Genomic DNA, 18,101 nt, shown 5'->3' with positions numbered 1-18,101 from the left:
AGTCGTCGCATGAGCACTTCGCCCGCCGACCTCGTCCGAGAGTTCCACCTCGCCTTCGGCCTCGACGCCCGCACCAGGCCGACGGAGGTGGACCCCGAACTGGCCGCCCACCGCGGGGAACTGCTCGCCGAGGAGGCCGCGGAGGTGGCCGAGGTCGCGGTCGACGGCCCGCTGGACAAGCTCGCGCACGAACTGGCGGACGTGGTCTACGTGGCGTACGGCACGGCACTGGTGCACGGCATCGACCTGGACCAGGTGATCGCCGAGATCCACCGCGCCAACATGAGCAAGCTCGGCCCGGACGGACAGGTCGACCGCCGGGCCGACGGCAAGGTCCTCAAGGGCGAGCACTACCGGGCGCCGGACGTGTCGTCCGTCCTGCGCGGCCAGGGCTGGATACCGGCGGCGCGGCGCGCCGCCTCGGATCCGGGCGCCTGACCGGCGGTCCGAGCCGAGCCCGGTGGCCCGAGCCGAGCCCGGTGGCCCGAGCCGTGCCCGGTGGCCGAGCTCGGTGCCTGAGGCGGCGGTCCGAGCCGAGCCCCGCGGTCCGGCCGGGCCGGTGTCGGTCGTCTAGAGCGTGCCGCCTGCCAGCTTCCACTCGCGGTTCAGGGTGCCCAGCGGGATGCTCCGCTGGATGACGGGTGTGCCGAAGACGGACAGCTGCAGCCGCAGGGTTCCGGACAGATCGACCCCGCCGTACACGTCCCAGGCGTCGGCGGTCTTCGCCCCGGCGCCGGTGAGGGCGGTGACCGTGCCGGAGGCCTCGCCCCGCAGATACGGGGCCAGGTCGGCGGTGACGCCGACGGTGCCGTAGAGGCCCACCGAGGCTTCGGCGCCGAGCGCCGTCTTCACGTTCCCGGCGCCGGTGACGGAGGCGCGCACGGGCGTGCTCTTCATGTCCGCGGAGCTGACCGGCGTCCAGCCCCTGGCCGGGCCGAAGGTGCCGCCCGCCCTGAAGTCGCCCTTGAGGTCCTGCTCGACGTCGACGGTGACCCGTCCGTCGCCGCTGATCTGGACGTACGCGGTCAGGTCGAGGTCGACGACGACAGGAACCGGGCCGACCTGGAGGACGGGGTCGGCGTGCAGTTTGGCGAACGGGATCCGCAGCGGGGCGCCGGTGGCCGCGGCGGCCCGGCCCTTGACCGCCCAGCCGGAGCTCCAGTCGCCGGAGACGCCGAGGTAGGCGGAGCCGGGCGGGGCGTCGCTGCCGGCGCCGCCGTAGGCGAAGTCGACCTGCGGGGCGACCTGGACGAAGCCGTGCACCGAGGCGGTCGCGGTGGCCGGGGCGTCCTGGGCCGTCGGCAGGTCGGCGCTCAGGTCGAGCCGGAGGCTGCCGAGTGGCACCGTGGCGCCCTTCGGGCCGGCGTGCAGGTGACCGGCCGTCGCCCAGGACACCTTCACGCCGGGCAGCAGCTTGTCGACGGTGAAGGAGGACGGGTCGACCGGTACGGCGCCCTTGGCCGTGTCGTCGCCGAGCAGCGCGTTGAGGGTGGCCGGTTCCGTCTGCACCTCGGTGCCGCCGTCCCTCTCGCCGATCACCTTGGTGACCTTGGCGAGCAGCCCGTCCGGCGCCCCGGGCGCGGGCGCGCTGGCGATCACATCGCCTACGGCGGCCCGGTGCGGGGCGCCGGAGGCAGTGGGCGCGGCCGCCGGTGAGGAGGGGGCTGAACTCCCGTGCCGGGCGGGCTTGTCGGTGAGTACGGCCCGCCGGGTGCGGCTGTCGTACGAGCCGATGGCGAGTGCCGTCCTGTGTGCCCGCCGCCCGGAGCCGGCCGGGCCCGCCGAGGCGGTCGCGGTGGTGGTGGCAGCCGTTGTGGTGGGCGCGGCGGCGACGGCGAGTGAGTGGTCCGTGCCGTCGGCGGGCCCGTCGGCGACCTCGACCTGCCGGCCGTTCCCGGTGGTCGCCGACGGTCCGGCGTGCGAGGCGGACGAGGAACAGGCCGCCGCGAGGAAGAGGGTGGTCACGGCGAAGGCGGGCAGCAGGGCACGTCTGTGCCGCATGCGTCTGCGCATGATCGGTCCTGTGTGGAGTGGGGGGTGGCAGGGAGGTACCGCGCGAGCGGGCTACTTGGTGGTAGAACCGGCCGGTAACTCGGGATGGGGCATGATCATGCCATGACTGTGCGCAGGGCCCCCTCACAATTCGGCCACATCCCAAGGTGTCCTGCGCCACGGCGAGTTCGCGTCATGGCGGGGTGAAAACCGGTCACGCGGCTGCGGTCAGGAGCCGGTCAGGCCGGTGCCGCCGAGGCGGGTCAGCAGGGAGGACAACCGAGTGATGTCCTCGGCGCTCAACGCGGGGGCGGCGAAGAGCTCGGCCGCGGTCTCCTCGGCCGTCACGAGCATCTCCCTCAGCCGGCGTCGGCCCGTCCCGGTCAGCGATGCGTAGGCCACGCGCGCGTCCCGCGCATCCGCCTCACGGGTGACCAGACCGATCCGCTCCAGTGGCGCGAGCCCGCGCGTGACCCCGGAAGCCGTCACACCCAGTGCCTCGGCCAGGTCGACCCGCCGCATACGGCCGCCGGGCGCCTGGCTCAGTCGTAGCAGCAGGGTGAAGTCGGCGAGGCTCACGCCGTGCAGCCCGCCCAGCCGGGAGTCGAAGCGCCGCACGAGCGCCGCCTGGGCGCGTACCAGTCGCAGTGTCACGTCCAGGGCATCGCTCATGGCCGCTCACGCCATCTCATTGTCATCTCCTTGAGTACTCAAGTTTATGCCCCGTTCGAACGCGCCGCGCGCCGCTGCCGCTTGCCCATCCGCGCCTGGGAGAGGTCCTCGGCGGTGGAGCGGAGGTTCTTGAAGCCGTAGCCGCGTTCGGTCAGCCAGGCCTTCGCCGCACCCTCGGCCCGCTCGATGGCCTCCAAGATGTCCGCTTCCTCCTCCCCGGTGTCGGAGAAGCGGAAGACGAAGGCCGGCCGGGCGGCGATGTCGTAGGTGAGGGTGCCTTCGGCGGTGAACGCCGCGCGCAGCACGTCGTGTTCGGCGGCGTCGGCCAGCAGCTCGGCCCGGTGCGTGTCGGTGAGGCCGTCGAAGGTGCCGCGGACGGTGATCCGGAAAGTGCGAGTGGTCATGGCGTGACCCTAGGGGTGGCGGGCTTCCTGCCTCCACCGGGTTTCGGGGGCGCCGGTGATGGGGTGTCGCGCACTGTGGCACGTCCCGTACAGTCCGTGACGGCGAGAAGAGAGCCCCAGAAGAATCCTGAGAAGAACCCCGAGAAGAGAACCCGGGAGAAGCGCACATGGACGTCGAAGCCGGTCCCGGCTCCCTCCCCGGCCTTCCGGAAACGGGACAGCCGGTGCCCGAGGCCGAGCCCGCGCTCGTCGAGCGGTGGCGTTCGGCCGGAGGCGAACTGGTGGAGCTGCTGTCCCAGGTACGTGAGCGCTGCGGCGGCGTCGGCGCGTTCCGGCAGGGGACCGCGCGCACCGTCCTCGTCACCGACCCGCAGGCGGTCCAGCACGTGCTCGCCCGGCACCCCGAGCGGTACGTCAAGCGCTCCCACCGCGCCCGGCTGCTGATCGGCGACGGTGTCCTCGCCGCCACCGGCGCGGCATGGAAGAGGCAACGGCGCCTGCTCCAGCCCCAGTTCACCGGTACCGGAATGCGCCGTTACGAACAGCGGATCACCGAGGCCGCCCGGACCACCGCCGCACGCTGGGAGGGATACGCCCGCAGAGGGCAGACCCTGGATGTCATGCGCGAGATGCGCCGTTTCGCCCTCGACGCCATCTGGCGCTCGCTGACCGGGCACGCCCTCGACGACGGGACCGAGCGCGAGCTGGCCGCCGTGACCGCCGTGGCGGCCGCCCTTCCGACGCTGCCCGCGGACGCCACCGACGCCGAGGAAGCCGTCGCCGCCGATCTCGCCCGGATCGACGCGGTCGCCCGGCACGCCATCGACACCGCCCGTGCCGGGACGGCCGGGCCCGACGGCCCGGGCCTGCTGCACGTCCTGGTCGACGCCGCCGCCGCGCACCCGCAGTACACCGACCGGCTGATCCGCGACGAGCTGGTCACGCTGCTGGCGGCCGGGCACGAGACCACCGCCACCACCCTGACCTGGCTCTATCTGCTCCTCGACCGGTGCCCCGGCGCCCGCGAGCAAGCCCTGACCGCCGGCGGCGAAGGCTCGGCGCAACGCCGCCAGGCCGTGCAGGCCCTGGTCCACGAGACGCTTCGGCTGTACCCCGCCGCCTGGATCCTGCCCCGCCACGCCACCGAGGACGACATCCTCGCCGGGTACACCGTGACGGCCGGGACCGACCTCCTGGTCTGCCCGTACCTCACGCACCGCGTTCCCGAACTGTGGCCGGATCCCGAGCAGTTCGCCCCCCGGCGCTTCCTCGTCCCGGACGGCCGGCCCGCCCACCCGGGCGCCTACGTCCCCTTCGGGATCGGCCCCCGCGCCTGCCTCGGCGCCCAGTTCGCACTGCGCGAATCGACCATTCTCCTGGAACACCTGCTGCCGGTCCACACGCTGTCCTTCCACTCCACGCCCGTCAAGGCGCAGTACGGCATCACCGTCCGTCCCGACGGCCCCGCCACCGCGTCCTTGGCTCCGCCACTCACCTGACCCGAACCGGACAGCCGGACAGCCGGCGTCCGGCCGCCCGGGGCACGGAAGCGCTGCTGCCAGGGCGACGGGGCGGACGGGCGACAGCGGAACATGCGGGGGCGGGCCGCGGGGGTACGTCGACGCGGCCCGGCGCTCCCGGCGAGCGCCTACCCTGGAGCCGCGGGCAGCGAGTCGTCCGACCGCTGTGGCCCGTCCGGGAAGGCGGTGGCGTTCCATGCGGTACGTGGCGGTGAGCGCGCTGAGTCATCCCGGGCTGGTCCGCGAACGGAACGAGGACAGCCTCGTGGCCGGGCCGTGGACCCTGTGCGCCACGGTGACGGAGAGTCCGCAGACCCTGGTGTTCCCGTTCGGTACGCCGCTCGTCGTCGCCGTGGCCGACGGGCTCGGCGGGCACCCCGGCGGCGACCTGGCCAGCGCCCTGGTCGCCCGCCGGATGGCGGCCGTCGGCCCCACGCTGAGCGGCGAGGACGCCGTACGTGACGCCCTGAACGCCTGCAACCGCGCCGTGTACGCGGCCGCGGGCGGCGAGATGGAGACCGAGCTCGCCGCGATGGGCACCACGGTCGCCGGCGTCGTCGTGCGGCCCGGCTCGCTGCTGGCGTTCAACGTGGGCGACAGCCGGGTCTACGCGGCTTCCCGCGACGACGGGCTGCGTCAGGTGAGCGTCGACGACAACCCCCCGCTCGAGCCGGGGCAGCGCACCACGCCCATCGTCACCCAGTGCCTGGGCGGCAGCCCCTCCTACCGCGCCGTCCACCCGCACGTGACGGCCGAGCCCCTGTCTCCCGGCGACCGCTACCTCATCTGCACCGACGGTCTGACCGACCCGCTGCCGGCGGACGTGCTCGACGAGGTGATGCGGGAGCACGACGACGGCCGTGCCGCCTTCGAGCTGTGGAAGGCCGCCATCGCCGCGGGCGGTCCCGACAACATCACGCTGGCGGTCGTACGCGTCGCGGACGACTGACGACCAGGGAGAACCTCAGCGCCACCCCGCCTCGTCCGGCGGGAAGCCGTAGCGCCCGCGCAACCGTACGAAGCAGGCCGAGGCCAGGACCCGCACCTGTGCCAGTCCCGCTGCGGTGCCCTCGAAGCACACCACCCGCTCGCGCCCGCCCGGCCCGATCGGCTGCACCAGGCGGCCACCCGGGCGCACCTGGGCGGCCAGCGGTGCGGGTACCTCCGGGAACGCGGCCGACACGAGGACGGCGTCGTACGGAGCCCGGTCCGGCACACCGCCGCTGCCGTCGCCGACACGCAGCTCCACGTTCCGCACCCCGTGCCGGGCGAGATTCACGCGCGCGTGGCGGGCCGTGTCCGGCCGTATCTCGATGCTGACCACGTCCGCGGCCAGCCGCGCGAGCAGGGCCGTCTGGAAGCCCAGACCCGTACCGATCTCCAGGACGTGCTCGTTCCCGGTCAGATCGAGGCCCTCGATCATCAAGGCGGACAGCGAGGGCTGCGTGGTGACCTGCCCGTGCCCGATGGCGACGGGCACGTCCCGGTAGGCGGCGGACAGCTCATCCGCCGGGACGAATTCCGCGCGGGGCGTCGTCCGCACGGCCGCGAGCAGCCGCTCGTCCCTGATCCCGGCGGCCACGAGGGCCCGCACGAGATCGTCCGGTCCTCCGGGTGCGGAGCCTCCCGGTATGGATCCTCCGGGTACAGATCCTTCAGGTATGGATCCTCCGGGTATGGAGTTCACGGCCTGGTTCACCACACCATCCGGTGGCGACGCCTACGGTGGAGACATGAGCGAGATCGTCGTCTACGAACTCGACAGACCGGGCGGAGCACGCGCACCCGTCGGATCCTCCGCGGGACCGGCGAGCGGCGCGGAACGGCGCGTCCGCAAGGTGCACGCGGCACCGGCGGCGCCGGGGTCGCACACGACCACCGGACCGCGGACCCTGTGCGGCAAGGACACCTTCGCCATGGAGACGGCCGGCTGGAAGCCCTCCGAACACCCGGGAGGGCCGTGGTACCCCGAGGAGCACGCGGCCGTGGTCTGCCCGGACTGCGATGCCGTGATGGAGACCTGACCGGCCTGCCGGAGGCCCGGCGCCGTCGCGCCCACCGCCGCCTTCGCGCCACTCACCCGCGTTCGACGTACTCCTTGAAGTGCTCCAGATCGCTGCGGACGAGCCGTTCGATCGCGTTGGTCTGGGCGAACCCCTTCGGCCCGCCGAAGGCGTCCCGTACGGTGCCGGGGTCGTACTCCAGCCGTGCCTGGATCCGGGTGTGGTTCTGGTCGATCGGCTGGACCGAGAAGGAACCCGTCAGCTCGGGAGCGCTCGTGGTGAGCCACTCCATCACGTGCTCCCCGCGGTCCGTCACCGCGGCCTCGACCTCCCGGGCCCGGCCGCCTGCCTCGAGGTCCAGGTGCGCTCGGCCCCCGGCCTCCGTACGCGCGCCCCGCACCCCCTGCACGAAGCGCGGATAGTTCTCCACCCGGTGCAGGGTCTCCCAGGCTCTGTCGACCGGGACATCGACGTCGACATGCAGCTCGAGGGTGCTCATGGCTCACCTCCGTGTGCAGCTCATGACGCATGGCCTTCCGCTTACAGTGTGCGCGCCCGGCGGGACGGGAGACGAGCCGGGACAGGGCCCTTCCGACAGCGCCTACCCTTGACGCATGACCAGCAGCAGCGACCGGAGCCCCGCAGTGGACGTTCACGCACCCAAGACCTACGAAGTGCGCACCTACGGGTGCCAGATGAACGTCCATGATTCCGAGCGGCTGGCCGGCCTGCTCGAGGACGCCGGGTACGTGCGCGCCCCCGAGGGGTCGGACGGGGACGCCGACGTGGTCGTGTTCAACACCTGCGCGGTGCGGGAGAACGCCGACAACCGGCTGTACGGCAACCTCGGCCGGCTCGCGCCGAAGAAGGCCTCGCGGCCCGGCATGCAGATCGCGGTCGGCGGCTGCCTCGCGCAGAAGGACCGCGACACCATCGTGAAGAAGGCGCCCTGGGTGGACGTCGTCTTCGGCACGCACAACATCGGCAAGCTGCCGGTCCTGCTGGAACGCGCGCGCGTGCAGGAGGAGGCGCAGGTCGAGATCGCCGAGTCGCTGGAGGCCTTCCCGTCCACCCTGCCGACCCGGCGCGAGAGCGCCTACGCGGCCTGGGTGTCGATCTCCGTCGGCTGCAACAACACCTGCACCTTCTGCATCGTCCCGGCCCTGCGCGGCAAGGAGAAGGACCGCCGCACCGGCGACATCCTGGCCGAGATCGAGGCCCTGGTCGCCGAGGGCGTCTCCGAGATCACGCTGCTCGGGCAGAACGTCAACGCGTACGGCTCCGACATCGGCGACCGCGAGGCCTTCAGCAAGCTGCTGCGCGCCTGTGGGGCCATCGAGGGCCTGGAGCGGGTCCGCTTCACCTCCCCGCACCCCCGTGACTTCACCGACGACGTCATCGCCGCCATGGCCGAGACGCCGAACGTGATGCCGCAGCTGCACATGCCGCTGCAGTCCGGTTCGGACACGGTCCTGAAGGCGATGCGCCGCTCCTACCGGCAGGAGCGTTACCTCGGGATCATCGAGAAGGTGCGGGCCGCCATCCCGCACGCCGCGATCACCACCGACATCATCGTGGGCTTCCCCGGCGAGACCGAGGAGGACTTCGAGCAGACGCTGCACGTGGTCCGTGAGGCGAGGTTCGCGCAGGCCTTCACCTTCCAGTACTCCAAGCGCCCGGGCACCCCGGCCGCGACCATGGAGAACCAGATCCCCAAGGAGGTCGTCCAGGCGCGCTACGAGCGGCTGGTCGCCCTCCAGGAGGAGATCTCCTGGGAGGAGAACAAGAAGCAGGTCGGCCGCACGCTCGAGCTGATGGTCGCCGAGGGCGAGGGCCGCAAGGACGGCGCCACGCACCGGCTCTCCGGCCGTGCCCCCGACAACCGGCTGGTCCACTTCACCAAGCCGGAGCAGGAGGTCCGCCCCGGCGACGTCGTCACGATCGAGGTGACGTACGCCGCCCCGCACCACCTCCTCGCCGAGGGCCCCGTCCTCTCCGTGCGCCGCACGCGCGCGGGGGACGCCTGGGAGAAGCGCAACGCCGCCGAGGCCGCCAAACCGGCCGGCGTCATGCTGGGCCTGCCGAAGATCGGCGTACCGGCCCCGCTGCCGGTCGCCACGGGCAGCGGCTGCGGCTGCGACTGAGGCCCGCCGGGGTACGGGCGGACCCGCCACAGGGCTGGGACCGGCCACACGACGGGCAGCCACACCGACAGGCAGCACACCGGCCGGGAGTACCCCACCGGAGGGGAGTGGCCACGTCGGCGGGGAGTACTGCACCGGCAGGGAGTAGCCACACGGGCGGGGACGGGCCACACCGGCGGGGGGTAGCGCGGTCGGCGGGGCCAGCCACACCGGCGGGGGGTAGCGCGGTCGGCGGGGCCGGCCACACCGGCCGGGAGTAGCCCACCGGCCGAGACGTGCCACACCGGCAGGAAAGACGTGCCACACCGGCAGGAAAAGCGAGACTCGGTCGGCGGCTGTCGTACGGCGTACCCTGCCGATCATGCTTGTCGCCGCCGCAGTCTGTCCCTGCCCGCCGCTGCTCGTGCCGGATGTGGCCGCTGGCGCCGCTCCCGAGATGGATGCCGCGCGCGCGGCCTGCACCGACGCGCTCGGTGTGCTCGCGGCCGCCCGTCCGGACCTGCTGGTGGTGGTCGGACCGGCCGGGCAGAGCGGGTACGGAACGTTTCCGCAGGGCACCCCGGGGTCCTTCCGGGGCTTCGGGGTCGCCGTGGACGTACGCCTGGGCGCCGCCGCGGACACCGTGAGCGAGGGCGAGCTGCCGCCGTCGCTGGCCGTCGGCGCCTGGCTGCTGGAGCGGACCGGCTGGGCGGATGCCCCGATCGAGGGACTCGGTGTCGGGGAGCGGCTCGCGCCGGAGCGGTGTACCGAGCTCGGAAGGGCGACCGGTGCCAGGGCCGGGCGCGTGGCGCTGCTGGTGATGGGGGACGCCAGCGCGTGCCGCACGGTCAAGGCGCCGGGCTACCTGGACGAGCGGGCGGCGCCCTTCGACGCGGAGGTCGCGCGGGCGCTGGGCGCGGCGGACGTGACGGCCGTCCAGGCCCTGGACGCCGGACTGGCACACGAGCTGAAGGCCTCCGGCCGGGCACCCTGGCAGGTCCTGGCCGGCGCAGCCGAGGGCGCGGATCTCAGCGGTGCGTTGCTGTACGAGGAAGCGCCGTACGGGGTGGGGTACCTGGTGGCGACCTGGTCCTAGGGGGAAGGGGAGTCCGGAGCAAGGGGCAAGCAGACGGGGAAACGGCGGACGGCCGGGAGCCGTTGTGCTCCACGACCGTCCGCCGAATCGTGCGCCATTCGGCCGCGTCCATGGGGACGCACGCCGTTCAGGAGGCTCATGAAGCCGGTGGCGGGCCCTCCGGGCGGGTGGGGGGCGTCGCATCGCCGGCCGTCGCCGGACCGGGGCCGGTGGCCCTGTCCGGGCCGGGACCTTCCTTGTGGGCGAGGCGGTCCATCGCCTCCTTGGCCTTGCCGGTGCCCGCCTGGATCCTGTCGCTGTACTTGTGCTTGGTCCGCTCGTCCACGACCTTGGCTGCCTTGTCGAGACCGTGCTGGACCTTGTCCCCGTGCTGTCGCGCGAGGTCCGACACCTTGTCCTTGGCCGGGCCGAGCTTGGCCTTCATGTTGTCCAACAGACCCATGGTCCACCTTCCCTCGCGGGCCAGTTACCTGTGGGCGCCCTCGTCGGCCTCGTTGTCGGCGGCCTCGTCGGCGGACTGCTGCTTGGGGATGCCGGAGCCGTCGGACGCGTCGTCCGCCGCGGTGTCGGACCGCGCCGCGCCGTCCGCGCTCCCGTCCCCGGCCGAATCCTCCGTCTCCGCCGACCCGGTCGCCTTCGCCGTCGCCTCCGCCGACTCCGCTTCCTCCGCCTCGGCCCCTGCCGGCTCCGCGCCGGTCTGCGCCTCGGCGGCAGACGCCTCCGGAGTCGCCTTCGACCTGCCGAGGAGTCGTGCAAAAACGCCCATATCCACTCCATACGGTACTCGTGCGGGCGAATTCCCGCGTTACCCGGTGCGTACGGTTGCGCCGCCCGGGTCACCGCCTCCGGCGGACCGGAGGGCGGTACCTCGCCACGGGCAACGACTCGGGACCCCACCCGTCACGTAACTCGTTCGAGACGCCGCCAGGAGGTTTGCGAGACTGGTGCGGTGAGCAGTGCACCCTCCACTCCCCGCGTCATCGCCGTCGTCGGTCCCACCGCGGCCGGAAAGTCCGATCTGGGCGTCTTTCTGGCCCAGCAGCTCGGCGGGGAGGTCGTCAACGCCGACTCCATGCAGCTGTACCGGGGGATGGACATCGGTACCGCCAAGCTGACGCTCGAAGAGCGTGGCGGCATCCCGCACCACCTGCTCGACATCTGGGACGTGACGGTCACCGCGTCCGTCGCCGAGTACCAGAAGCTGGCCCGGGCCCGGATCGACGCACTGCTCGCCGAGGGCCGCTGGCCGGTCCTGGTCGGCGGATCCGGCCTGTACGTGCGCGGCGCCGTCGACAACCTGGAGTTCCCCGGCACCGACCCCGAGGTCAGGGCCCGCCTGGAGGAGGAGCTGGCGCTGCGCGGCCCGGGCGCGCTGCACGCCCGGCTGGCCGCCGCCGACCCCGAGGCCGCCCGCGCGATCCTGCCGAGCAACGGCCGCCGGATCGTCCGGGCGCTGGAAGTGATCGAGATCACCGGCCGGCCGTTCACCGCCAACCTGCCGGGTCACGACTCCGTGTACGACACCGTCCAGATCGGAGTCGACGTGGCCCGCCCGGAGCTGGACGAGCGCATCGCGCGCCGTGTCGACCGGATGTGGGAGGCGGGCCTCGTGGACGAAGTCCGCGCACTGGAGGCGGAGGGGTTGCGCGAGGGGCGCACGGCGTCGCGTGCGCTGGGTTACCAGCAGGTGCTCGCGGCGCTCGCGGGGGAGTGCACCGAAGCGGAAGCGCGGGCCGAGACCGTCCGCGCGACCAAGCGCTTCGCGCGCCGTCAGGATTCCTGGTTCAGGCGTGATCCCCGGGTGCACTGGCTGAGCGGGGCCGTGGCCGATCGCAGGGAACTTCCGCAGCAGGCCCTGGCGTTGGTCGAACGACCGGTTACAGCCTGATCACGTCATGGCATCGGGATGCGCCGCCGGTCATCCCGGCCTTCGGTGCCGTGCCATCATCGAGCTTCGATCGACCAAGTGGAGCCTAGTTGGGAGGGCGCGTGGCGATGGAGGCCGGCCCTCGCGACACCGCACAAAGTGCCGAGCACGTCACCACCGCCGGTGACGAACCGGACCGGCGCGGCGGCCGTCTGACCGACGACTGTCCGGGCGAGGCCCGACCGGCGGTCGAGCCCCTGAGCGGAGACGACCTGGGCGAGCACCGGGTGCCGGAGGCCCGTCACCCCGAGGACCGGTCGGCGGAGGACCGTTTCACCGACGATCGCCTCACCGCCGACCGGCTCGCCGAGGACGGGCTCGTCGAAGACCGGCTGACCGCGGACCGGCTCGTAGCCGGCCGCCTCGCCGGTGACCGGCCCGTCGAGGAGCGGCTCACCGAGAACCGCTTCCCCGACGACCGCCTCCCCGGCAACCCGCTCACCGAAGACCGGCTGACCGATGACGGCCCCGACGAGGCGCCGGACGGCGTGACCGACGACGGGCCGGAGCCGGAGGAGATGTACCAGAGCGGCCCGGAGGTCGAGGTCGAGCTGCGCCCCCAGCGCAGGCTCCGCCTCTGGCAGCTCGCCCCCATCGTGGGACTGTCCGCCGTCGGTTCCCTGATGTTCGCCTTCCCGCTCGCCTTCGACTTCGGCGACAGCGGCGCGGTGATCGCGATGCTGGGCCTGCTGATCTGCTCGTGCGCGGCGGGCTGGGGCATGATGGCGGCCCGCAGGGTGGGCTACACATGGCCGGGCCTGCCGGCCCGGGGCTCGGCCCGCCGCCCGGACTGGCGGGTCGTACTCGGGTACGTCCTCCTGGTGGCCCTGGTGGTCGTCCTCGCGGTGTGGCGCGTGGCAAGGCTCCGCTAGCACGCACCTGAAAGGGCGCGGCGACGGCGAAGCATCGCCGTCCCTTACGATCGAGGAATGAGCACGCGCACGCGGATTCCCTTCCTCAAGGGCCACGGCACCGAGAACGACTTCGTGATCGTCCCGGACCCCGACAACGCCCTGGACCTGACCCGGGCCGCCGTGGCAGTCCTCTGCGACCGCCGCGCCGGCATCGGCGCCGACGGCGTGCTGCACGTCGTACGGTCCGCCGCCCACCCCGAGGCCACGGGGATGGCCGCCGAGGCCGAGTGGTTCATGGACTACCGCAACGGCGACGGCTCGGTCGCCGAGATGTGCGGCAACGGAGTCCGTGTGTTCGCGCGCTACCTCCAGCACGCCGGACATGTGGGCGAAGGTGACCTCGCGATCGCCACGCGCGCGGGGGTGAAGACCGTCCACATCGCGAAGGACGGTGACATCACCGTCGGCATGGGCCGCGCCCGCCTGCCGGAGGGCGAGGTCACGGTGAGCGTCGGCGAGCACACCTGGCCCGCCCGCAACGTGAACATGGGCAACCCGCATGCGGTGGCCTTCGTCGACGACCTGGCGCAGGCCGGCAACCTGTACGACCCGCCGCCGTTCAGCCCGGCCGCCGCCTACCCCGACGGCGTCAACGTCGAGTTCGTCGTCGACCGGGGCCCCCGTCACGTCGCCATGCGCGTGCACGAGCGCGGCTCCGGCGAGACCCGCTCGTGCGGCACGGGCGCGTGCGCCGTCGCCGTGGCCGCCGCCCGGCGCGACGGTGCCGACCCGGCCGTCACCGGCACCCCGGCCACGTACACCGTCGACCTGCCGGGCGGCCGCCTCGTCATCACCGAGCGGCCCGACGGCGAGATCGAGATGACCGGACCCGCCGTGATCGTCGCCGAGGGCGAGATCGACGGCGAATGGCTGGAAAACGCCCTCCGTTGACCCGGCGTCACCACGGCTGGCACGGTCCCCGGCTCCTGGATCAGCGGTTTCGCGCGACCGGTGGTGTTCGAAACCGCGGTCGAGGCCAAGACGGTTGGCGGAAACCCTAAACCTCCTTCTCGTCGCTCGAATGGGTGATCCGTTTCACGCTGGGTCAGAGGCGGTCGGTCGCACGTGATGGGCTCGGTAGCATCAAGCACCGGCACGGACGGGGGAACGTCGCCATCCCTGAGCCGCGTACGCCCTGGGGCCCCGTCCGCCGGTCCACGAGCCGGAGGTGCCCATGAGTGCGGAGGCCACGAACCCTGCGAGCCCTGGCCCGGTAGCGCCCACGGCGTCCGCGGCGACCACCGCCCCCGCGGTGCCCAGAGCGGACCGCAGGAAGTCCCGCCCCCGTATCGACCTGCGCAGACTCGGCCGGGCCGCGCTGCTGGGCCCCGCCGTCCGCGGCAAACTGCCCGACGCCATCGGCCATGTCGTGGAGGCGCACCGCGCCCACCATCCCGACGCGGACATCGACCCGCTGCGCCGCGCCTACGTCCTCGCGGAGTCCTCGCACCGCGGCCAGATGCGCAAGAGCGGTGAGCCGTACATCACCCACCCGCTCGCGGTGACCCTGATCCTCGCCGAACTCGGCGCCGAGACCACGACCTTGACGGCCTCTCTGCTCCACGACACCGTCGAGGACACCGATGTGACGCTCGAGCAGGTGCGGGAACAGTTCGGCGAGGAGGTTCGTTATCTCGTCGACGGCGTCACGAAACTGGAGAAGGTCGACTACGGAGCCGCCGCCGAGCCGGAGACCTTCCGCAAGATGCTCGTCGCCACCGGCAGCGACGTGCGCGTGATGTCGATCAAACTCGCCGACCGCCTCCACAACATGCGCACCCTCGGCGTGATGCGCCCCGAGAAGCAGGCGCGGATCGCCAAGGTCACCCGCGACGTCCTCATCCCGCTCGCCGAACGGCTCGGTGTGCAGGCCCTGAAGACCGAGATGGAGGACCTGGTCTTCGCGATCCTGCACCCCGAGGAGTACGACCACACACGCCGCCTCATCGCCGAGAACGCCGCCCGCCCCGACGACCCCCTGGCCGAGGTCGCCGACGAGATGCGCGGGGTGCTGCGCGAGGCCGGAATCCCGGCCGAAGTGCTCATCCGCCCGCGGCACTTCGTGTCCGTCCACCGCGTGGGCCGCAAGCGCGGGCGACTGCGGGGCACCGACTTCGGCCGCCTGCTCGTGCTGGTGGGCGAGGACGCCGACTGTTACGGCGTCCTCGGCGAGCTCCACACCTGTATGACGCCGGTCGTCTCGGAGTTCAAGGACTTCATCGCCGTACCGAAGTTCAACCTGTACCAGTCGCTGCACACCGCCGTCGCCCGTCCCGACGGCCAGGTCGTCGAAGTCCTGATCCGCACCCACCAGATGCACAAGGTCGCCGAGGCCGGCGTCGTCGCCCTCGGCAACCCCTACGCCCCCGCCTCCGACGCTCCCGCCCCCGCCGAGGGCGAGCGGGCCGACCCCACCCGTCCCGGCTGGCTCTCCCGGCTCCTCGACTGGCAGCGGGCCGCCCCCGATCCCGACACCTTCTGGTCCACCCTGCGCGAGGACCTGGCCCAGGACCGCGAGATCACCGTCTTCCGCCCCGACGGCGGCACGCTGGGCCTGCCCGAGGGCGCCACCTGTGTGGACGCCGCCTACGCCCAGTACGGCGAGGACGCACACGCCTGCATCGGCGCCCGCGTCAACGGCCGGCTGGCCACCCTCAGCACCGTGCTGCGGGACGGCGACAGCGTCCAGCTCCTGATGGGCCAGGACCCGGCCTCCGAGCCCTCCCGGGAATGGCTGGAGCACGCCCACACCCCGGCCGCCCGCATCGCCATCCAGCGCTGGCTGGCGACACACCCGGGCGGCGGCACCGGCACGGCGGACATGACCGGCACCCGCGCCGAGACCACCGAGGCCACCGCCCCCGCACGGCGCACCGACGCGATCGGGGGCACGGCCGCGTCCCGACCGGCGGACGCGCCCCCCGCCGAGGGCACCTCGGCACGGTCGCGGGGCGCCGACGTCCTCGTGGACCGGCCGGGGGCCGCCGTACGGCTCGCCCGTTGCTGCACGCCCGTGCCGCCCGACGAGATCACCGGTTTCGCGGTACGCGGAGGAGCCGTGACCGTGCACCGGGTGGAGTGCGCCGCGGTGGCGCACATGAAGGGCAGGGGGCGCGCGGAGATCGGTGTGCGCTGGGGAGACACCACCGAATGCCGGGTCACCCTGGTCGCTGAATCGTTCGGCCGCCCCCATCTGCTCGCCGACCTCACCGAGGCGATCTCCTCGGCGGGCGCCGACATCGTCTCGGCGACCGTGGAACCCCCCAGCCAGCAGCGGGTACGGCACACCTACACCCTCCAGCTCCCCGACGCGGCCCACCTCCCGGCCCTGATGCGCGCCATGCGGGACGTCCCCGGCGTCTACGACGTGGCCCGCGCCCAGCACCAGGCCCCGGGCGCCTGAGGGGCGCGGTGCGACCGGGGCGCTCCGGACACGACCGGAGGCGCTCCGACGCGACGGGGGCCCTCCGGTCGCGACCGGAGGCGCTGGATGCGCCGCGGGGGCGCTGGATGCAACCGGGGAGTGCTGGAGGCGAGTGAGGAGCGCCGGGGCTTGACGGCGCGCTCGGTACGCGGCCGGGCGCCGCAGGTGGGATCAGAAGCTGCCCTGGTCCAGAGGGCTGCCGAACCGGGATCAGGGAGCGCCGGGCCCTCGCTCAGGAGGCTGCCGGCCCTCGGCCAGCAGGCTGCCGGGCCTCGGTCAGGAGGCTGCCGGGCGTGGCTCAGAAGGCCCTCGGAACCGAACCCGATCGGGTGGGCCGGGCGCGAGTCGCCGTCGTAGCCCGCGAACGCACTGGTAGCGGTGGTGCATGCTGCTCAACCCCCGCGTCGGCCTCCGCGCCTGCTCCGCGTCCCGGACCAAGTCCTGGACCCAGCCCCGGACCCAGCCCCAGGTCTCCCGGCGCCGGAAGGCGGCCCTGCTCGCCTCCGCCGTCTCCCTCTGTCTCCTCGCGGCCGCGGCCCCGCCCAAGCCCCTCGGCGTCGGCGACCGGCTCTTCCCGTACCTGGGCAACCCGGGCTACGACGTGGCGTCGTACGACCTGTCCTTCACCTACCCCGGCAGCAACGACAAGCCGCTGCAGGCCGTCACCACCATCGACGCCCGGACCACCGCCGACCTGGACCGGATCAACCTCGACTTCACGCACGGCACCGTGCAGTCCGTCGAGGTGGACGGGCGTCCCGCGACCTTCACCAACGCGGGCGAGGATCTGGTCGTCACCCCGGAACACGGTCTCCCGGAGGGCAGCCGGACCCGGATCACGGTCCGGCACACCAGCGATCCCGCCGTCGCCAAGGACGGGGACGGGGGATGGGTGCGCACCTCCGACGGACTCGCCATGGCCAACCAGGCGGACGCCGCCCACCTGGTCTTCCCGTGCAACGACCACCCGTCCGACAAGGCCATGTTCACCTTCCACATCACCGCCCCGAAGGGCTACACCGCCGTCGCCAACGGTCTGCCCGCCGGAGTGGACCGGGCCGGCCGCACCACCACCTGGACCTATCGCACCCAGCACCCCATGGCCACCGAACTCGCCCAGGTGTCCATCGGCCGGTCCGCCGTGCTGCACCGCAAGGGACCGGACGGGCTGCCGATGCGGGACGTCGTGCCCAGCGCCGACGCCAAGGCCCTCGCACCCTGGCTCGCCAAGACGCCCGACCAGATCGCCTGGATGGAGAGCAAGGTCGGGAAGTACCCCTTCGAGACGTACGGCGTGCTCATGGCACAGGCCGCCACCGGGTTCGAACTGGAGACACAGACCCTGTCCCTCTTCGAGAAGGACCTGTTCACCGACCCCGCCTACCCCAAGTGGTACATCGAGTCGATCATGGTGCACGAGCTGTCCCACCAGTGGTTCGGCGACAGCGTCAGCCCCCGCACCTGGTCCGACGTCTGGCTGAACGAGGGGCATGCCACCTGGTACGAGGCGCTGTACGCCGAGGAGCACGCGCACCGGCCGATGGTGGACCGCATGAAGACCGCGTACGGCGCCTCCGACCGCTGGCGCGCGGCCGGCGGACCGCCCGCCCAGCCCAAGGCGCCCGCCCCCGGCCAGAAGATCAGCATCTTCCGGCCGAACATCTACGACGGCGCCGCGCTCGTGCTCTACGCCCTGCGCCAGGAGATCGGCCGGTCGGCCTTCGAACGCCTGGAGCGGACATGGGTCCGCGACTACCGGGACTCCACCGCCGGCACCGCCGACTTCGTCCGGCTGGCCTCGGCGGTCTCCGGCCGTGACCTGAGCGGCTTCTTCCAGGCCTGGCTGTACGGCGAGAAGACCCCGCCGATGCCCGGCCACCCGGACTGGAAGCCCACGGCACCGCCCAAGGCGGCCTAGCCGCGAACCCGGCGATAACACGGTGACGAGGTGGGCCGCCTCGTGCGACCATCTTCGGGTCGGGGCGAGACGGGGCACGGGAATCTCCCGGGGTACCCGTACGTTGAC

18 protein-coding genes are annotated in these 18,101 nt (G+C 72.9%); 11 read left to right on the top strand and 7 right to left on the bottom strand.

All coding sequences use genetic code 11. The annotated features are described in order from the left end of the window. The first annotated feature begins 9 nt into the window (after positions 1-9). A complete protein-coding gene (locus ABB07_RS10180; RefSeq protein ID WP_208898421.1) occupies positions 10-438 on the top strand; it encodes a pyrophosphohydrolase domain-containing protein in 429 nt (142 codons plus the stop codon). A 132-nt stretch (positions 439-570) separates the two neighbouring features. Here the strand turns inward: ABB07_RS10180 and ABB07_RS10175 are convergent, their stop codons facing one another. The 3 genes from ABB07_RS10175 to ABB07_RS10165 all read right to left on the bottom strand — a co-directional run bounded on the left by ABB07_RS10175 (position 571) and on the right by ABB07_RS10165 (position 3,068). Further along, entirely contained in the window at positions 571-2,013 is a 1,443-nt protein-coding gene (locus tag ABB07_RS10175; protein WP_208898420.1) for a hypothetical protein, read from the bottom strand. Positions 2,014-2,220: 207 nt separating this feature from the next. After that, positions 2,221-2,664 carry a MarR family winged helix-turn-helix transcriptional regulator gene (locus tag ABB07_RS10170; RefSeq protein ID WP_208898419.1) on the bottom strand — a complete coding sequence of 148 codons (444 nt, stop codon included), beginning with the start codon at positions 2,662-2,664 and terminating at the stop codon, positions 2,221-2,223. A 44-nt stretch (positions 2,665-2,708) separates the two neighbouring features. Then, complete coding sequence (locus tag ABB07_RS10165) at positions 2,709-3,068, bottom strand: DUF6204 family protein (RefSeq protein ID WP_208898418.1); 360 nt, start codon at positions 3,066-3,068, stop codon at positions 2,709-2,711. Positions 3,069-3,235: 167 nt separating this feature from the next. On the opposite strand from ABB07_RS10165, the gene ABB07_RS10160 reads away from it, so the two are divergent. Together ABB07_RS10160 and ABB07_RS10155 are read left to right on the top strand one after the other, a co-directional pair. After that, positions 3,236-4,567 (top strand): cytochrome P450, encoded by a 1,332-nt coding sequence (locus ABB07_RS10160; RefSeq protein WP_208898417.1) that lies wholly within the window; start codon positions 3,236-3,238, stop codon positions 4,565-4,567. Positions 4,568-4,784: 217 nt separating this feature from the next. Continuing rightward, positions 4,785-5,537, top strand: a complete 753-nt coding sequence (locus ABB07_RS10155) for a PP2C family protein-serine/threonine phosphatase (RefSeq protein ID WP_208898416.1) — start codon at positions 4,785-4,787, stop codon at positions 5,535-5,537. Positions 5,538-5,552: 15 nt separating this feature from the next. On the opposite strand, the gene ABB07_RS10150 is transcribed toward ABB07_RS10155, so the two are convergent. After that, complete coding sequence (locus ABB07_RS10150) at positions 5,553-6,182, bottom strand: protein-L-isoaspartate O-methyltransferase family protein (protein WP_244189308.1); 630 nt, start codon at positions 6,180-6,182, stop codon at positions 5,553-5,555. A gap of 139 nt (positions 6,183-6,321) precedes the next feature. Here ABB07_RS10150 and ABB07_RS10145 point away from each other — a divergent pair, with 139 nt between their 5' ends. After that, positions 6,322-6,612 carry a hypothetical protein gene (locus ABB07_RS10145; protein WP_208898415.1) on the top strand — a complete coding sequence of 97 codons (291 nt, stop codon included), beginning with the start codon at positions 6,322-6,324 and terminating at the stop codon, positions 6,610-6,612. 52 nt (positions 6,613-6,664) lie between these two features. Here ABB07_RS10145 and ABB07_RS10140 read toward each other — a convergent pair whose 3' ends face one another. Continuing rightward, on the bottom strand, positions 6,665-7,090 hold the full coding sequence (locus tag ABB07_RS10140; RefSeq protein WP_208898414.1) for an SRPBCC family protein: 426 nt from the start codon (positions 7,088-7,090) through the stop codon (positions 6,665-6,667). A gap of 115 nt (positions 7,091-7,205) precedes the next feature. Between ABB07_RS10140 and miaB the strand changes: the two genes are divergently transcribed. Continuing rightward, on the top strand, positions 7,206-8,735 hold the full coding sequence (gene miaB, locus ABB07_RS10135) for a tRNA (N6-isopentenyl adenosine(37)-C2)-methylthiotransferase MiaB (RefSeq protein WP_208898413.1): 1,530 nt from the start codon (positions 7,206-7,208) through the stop codon (positions 8,733-8,735). Positions 8,736-9,096: 361 nt separating this feature from the next. Beyond that, entirely contained in the window at positions 9,097-9,810 is a 714-nt protein-coding gene (locus tag ABB07_RS10130; RefSeq protein ID WP_208898412.1) for a class III extradiol dioxygenase subunit B-like domain-containing protein, read from the top strand. A 136-nt stretch (positions 9,811-9,946) separates the two neighbouring features. Here the strand turns inward: ABB07_RS10130 and ABB07_RS10125 are convergent, their stop codons facing one another. Then, a complete protein-coding gene (locus tag ABB07_RS10125; RefSeq protein ID WP_208898411.1) occupies positions 9,947-10,252 on the bottom strand; it encodes an antitoxin in 306 nt (101 codons plus the stop codon). A gap of 24 nt (positions 10,253-10,276) precedes the next feature. Continuing rightward, on the bottom strand, positions 10,277-10,576 hold the full coding sequence (locus ABB07_RS10120) for a hypothetical protein (protein ID WP_208898410.1): 300 nt from the start codon (positions 10,574-10,576) through the stop codon (positions 10,277-10,279). 183 nt (positions 10,577-10,759) lie between these two features. On the opposite strand from ABB07_RS10120, the gene miaA reads away from it, so the two are divergent. The 5 genes from miaA (at position 10,760) to ABB07_RS10095 (ending at position 17,993) form a co-directional block, all read left to right on the top strand. Next, complete coding sequence (miaA, locus tag ABB07_RS10115; RefSeq protein WP_208898409.1) at positions 10,760-11,698, top strand: tRNA (adenosine(37)-N6)-dimethylallyltransferase MiaA; 939 nt, start codon at positions 10,760-10,762, stop codon at positions 11,696-11,698. Between the two features lie 371 nt (positions 11,699-12,069). Continuing rightward, positions 12,070-12,609 carry a hypothetical protein gene (locus ABB07_RS40715; RefSeq protein WP_425264808.1) on the top strand — a complete coding sequence of 180 codons (540 nt, stop codon included), beginning with the start codon at positions 12,070-12,072 and terminating at the stop codon, positions 12,607-12,609. Positions 12,610-12,666: 57 nt separating this feature from the next. Continuing rightward, the gene (gene dapF, locus ABB07_RS10105) at positions 12,667-13,542 is read left to right on the top strand and encodes a diaminopimelate epimerase (RefSeq protein ID WP_208898408.1); all 876 of its coding nucleotides are present in this window, start codon (positions 12,667-12,669) and stop codon (positions 13,540-13,542) included. A gap of 283 nt (positions 13,543-13,825) precedes the next feature. Then, entirely contained in the window at positions 13,826-16,054 is a 2,229-nt protein-coding gene (locus ABB07_RS10100) for a RelA/SpoT family protein (RefSeq protein ID WP_208898407.1), read from the top strand. A gap of 406 nt (positions 16,055-16,460) precedes the next feature. Further along, complete coding sequence (locus ABB07_RS10095; RefSeq protein ID WP_208898406.1) at positions 16,461-17,993, top strand: M1 family metallopeptidase; 1,533 nt, start codon at positions 16,461-16,463, stop codon at positions 17,991-17,993. The last annotated feature ends 108 nt before the right edge of the window (positions 17,994-18,101 follow it).

Origin of the sequence: Streptomyces incarnatus (assembly GCF_001027185.1) — a bacterium.
Taxonomy (GTDB): Bacteria; Actinomycetota; Actinomycetes; order Streptomycetales; family Streptomycetaceae; genus Streptomyces; species Streptomyces puniciscabiei.
Note: the sequence above shows the minus strand (reverse complement) of the source record. Positions and strands in the feature narration are given on the sequence as shown.

What these genes read in the sequence shown, in the direction of transcription:
- ABB07_RS10155 (WP_208898416.1), top strand. Translation starts at nt 4,785, where the DNA reads ATGCGGTACGTGGCGGTGAGCGCGCTGAGTCATCCCGGGCTGGTCCGC.
- ABB07_RS10120 (WP_208898410.1), bottom strand. Translation starts at nt 10,576, where the DNA reads ATGGGCGTTTTTGCACGACTCCTCGGCAGGTCGAAGGCGACTCCGGAG.
- ABB07_RS10165 (WP_208898418.1), bottom strand. Translation starts at nt 3,068, where the DNA reads ATGACCACTCGCACTTTCCGGATCACCGTCCGCGGCACCTTCGACGGC.
- ABB07_RS10125 (WP_208898411.1), bottom strand. Translation starts at nt 10,252, where the DNA reads ATGGGTCTGTTGGACAACATGAAGGCCAAGCTCGGCCCGGCCAAGGAC.
- ABB07_RS10130 (WP_208898412.1), top strand. Translation starts at nt 9,097, where the DNA reads ATGCTTGTCGCCGCCGCAGTCTGTCCCTGCCCGCCGCTGCTCGTGCCG.
- dapF (WP_208898408.1), top strand. Translation starts at nt 12,667, where the DNA reads ATGAGCACGCGCACGCGGATTCCCTTCCTCAAGGGCCACGGCACCGAG.
- ABB07_RS10160 (WP_208898417.1), top strand. Translation starts at nt 3,236, where the DNA reads ATGGACGTCGAAGCCGGTCCCGGCTCCCTCCCCGGCCTTCCGGAAACG.
- ABB07_RS10145 (WP_208898415.1), top strand. Translation starts at nt 6,322, where the DNA reads ATGAGCGAGATCGTCGTCTACGAACTCGACAGACCGGGCGGAGCACGC.
- ABB07_RS10095 (WP_208898406.1), top strand. Translation starts at nt 16,461, where the DNA reads ATGCTGCTCAACCCCCGCGTCGGCCTCCGCGCCTGCTCCGCGTCCCGG.
- ABB07_RS10100 (WP_208898407.1), top strand. Translation starts at nt 13,826, where the DNA reads ATGAGTGCGGAGGCCACGAACCCTGCGAGCCCTGGCCCGGTAGCGCCC.
- ABB07_RS10175 (WP_208898420.1), bottom strand. Translation starts at nt 2,013, where the DNA reads ATGCGCAGACGCATGCGGCACAGACGTGCCCTGCTGCCCGCCTTCGCC.
- miaB (WP_208898413.1), top strand. Translation starts at nt 7,206, where the DNA reads ATGACCAGCAGCAGCGACCGGAGCCCCGCAGTGGACGTTCACGCACCC.
- ABB07_RS10140 (WP_208898414.1), bottom strand. Translation starts at nt 7,090, where the DNA reads ATGAGCACCCTCGAGCTGCATGTCGACGTCGATGTCCCGGTCGACAGA.
- ABB07_RS10180 (WP_208898421.1), top strand. Translation starts at nt 10, where the DNA reads ATGAGCACTTCGCCCGCCGACCTCGTCCGAGAGTTCCACCTCGCCTTC.
- ABB07_RS10170 (WP_208898419.1), bottom strand. Translation starts at nt 2,664, where the DNA reads ATGAGCGATGCCCTGGACGTGACACTGCGACTGGTACGCGCCCAGGCG.